The organism is Cupriavidus sp. HMR-1, assembly GCF_000319775.1.
Lineage (GTDB): Bacteria > Pseudomonadota > Gammaproteobacteria > Burkholderiales > Burkholderiaceae > Cupriavidus > Cupriavidus metallidurans.
This window is the reverse complement of sequence record NZ_ANKP01000212.1, coordinates 1-1,540: the sequence shown is the minus strand read 5'-3', so window position 1 is coordinate 1,540 and position 1,540 is coordinate 1. Positions and strand designations below refer to the sequence as shown.

Here is a 1,540-nt window from a genome sequence, read left to right as displayed (position 1 = left end):
GCGCCCCAGCGCGTCAGCGTCGGCCAGCGCCATGCGCGCATGGCCCAGCACTGCCGTGCCGGTTGCGGTCGGCTCCAGGCCGTTGCGGGTGCGGGTGAACAGCGGCGTGGTGAAAATGTCCTCGATTTCCCGCAGCGCCTTGGTCACGGCCGGCTGTGACAGGTTCATTTCGGCCGCCACGCGCGAGATCGAGCGCTGCCGCTCAAGCGCAAGCAGCAGCGGCAGGTGGCGCAGGCGCAGCCGGGAGACGATGTTGTGCAGCAGCTTATCGGTGGCGATCGGCATGGCGGCAATGGAAAGGAGTCGTATAACCGAATGGTAATGCACCGATAAGTATTTGGCTCTTGGTGGTTATTTCACTTGCCTATACTCGACTACATTCCGATCCAGCCATTGCGCGCACACTTCATGTTCACGACACGCCCCGAGATCGTCGGCACGTTCGGCGTTGCTGCTTCCACCCACTGGCTTGCCACGCAGACCGCCATGGGCGTGCTCGAACGTGGCGGCAATGCGTTCGATGCTGCCGTGGCAGCCGGCTTCGTGCTGCAGGTGGTGGAGCCACATCTGAACGGGCCCGGCGGTGAGGTGCCGATCCTGTTCTGGAGCGAGCGTGAGCGTGCCGCGCGCTCGGTCTGCGGCCAGGGCCCTGCCCCGGCGCTGGCTGATCCGGAAGCGCTGCGCAAGATGGGCATGGAGATGATGCCCGGCATCGGGCTGATGCCGGCGACGGTGCCGGGAGCCTTCGGCGCGTGGATGACGATGCTGCGTGATCATGGCACCTGGTCGCTCGCCGACGTGCTCGCACCGGCCATTGGCTACGCGCGCGACGGCTTTCCGCTCGTGCCCCGCATCTCGCAGGCGATCCTTGCCGTGCAGGCGTTGTTCCGTGACGAATGGCACAGTTCGGCCGATACCTGGCTGCCGGACGGCAAGGTGCCACGCCCCGGCAGCTTGCACACGCTGCCGGTGCTGGCCGATACCTATACGCGCATCGTGACGACTGCGATCGCGCAGAGCGACACCCGCGAAGGCCAGATCGACGCGGCCATGCGCTGCTGGTATCAGGGCTTCGTGGCCGAAGAGATCGACGCGTACTGCCGCAACACGCCGGTACGCGACACCACTGGCGAAAAGCACATCGGCCTGCTGCGCTTCGAGGACATGGAGCTCTGGCAAGCCACGGTCGAGGCGCCCGTCTCGCTGGACTTTGGCCGTTACAGCGTGGCCAAGTGCGATATCTGGAGCCAGGGCCCGGTGTTCCTGCAGCAACTCGGGATGCTGCGCCATGCGGGGCTGGAGGCGCACGCGCCAACATCGCCCGAGTTCGTCCACACGATCGCCGAGGCTGCCAAGCTGGCGATGGCCGACCGCGCCGCCTGGTATGGCGATCCGCGCTTCGTCGATAGCCCGCTGGCCACGCTGCTCAATCCGCACTATCTGGCCAGCCGCGCGGCGCTGATCGGTGATCGGGCGGCGCTGACGATGTGCCCCGGCGCGCTGGGTGGCCGCGCGCCGCGTATGCCTGACCCCGCCGTGG

Annotated in this window: 2 protein-coding genes; one reads left to right on the top strand and one right to left on the bottom strand. The window is 67.0% G+C overall.

All coding sequences use genetic code 11. The annotated features are described in order from the left end of the window. The coding region (locus tag D769_RS20420) for a LysR family transcriptional regulator (protein ID WP_008648994.1) at positions 1–285 on the bottom strand (285 nt) is incomplete at its 3' end. A gap of 123 nt (positions 286–408) precedes the next feature. Here D769_RS20420 and D769_RS20415 point away from each other — a divergent pair. Continuing rightward, on the top strand, positions 409–1,540 hold a 1,132-nt coding region (locus D769_RS20415; RefSeq protein ID WP_008648992.1), incomplete at its 3' end, for a gamma-glutamyltransferase.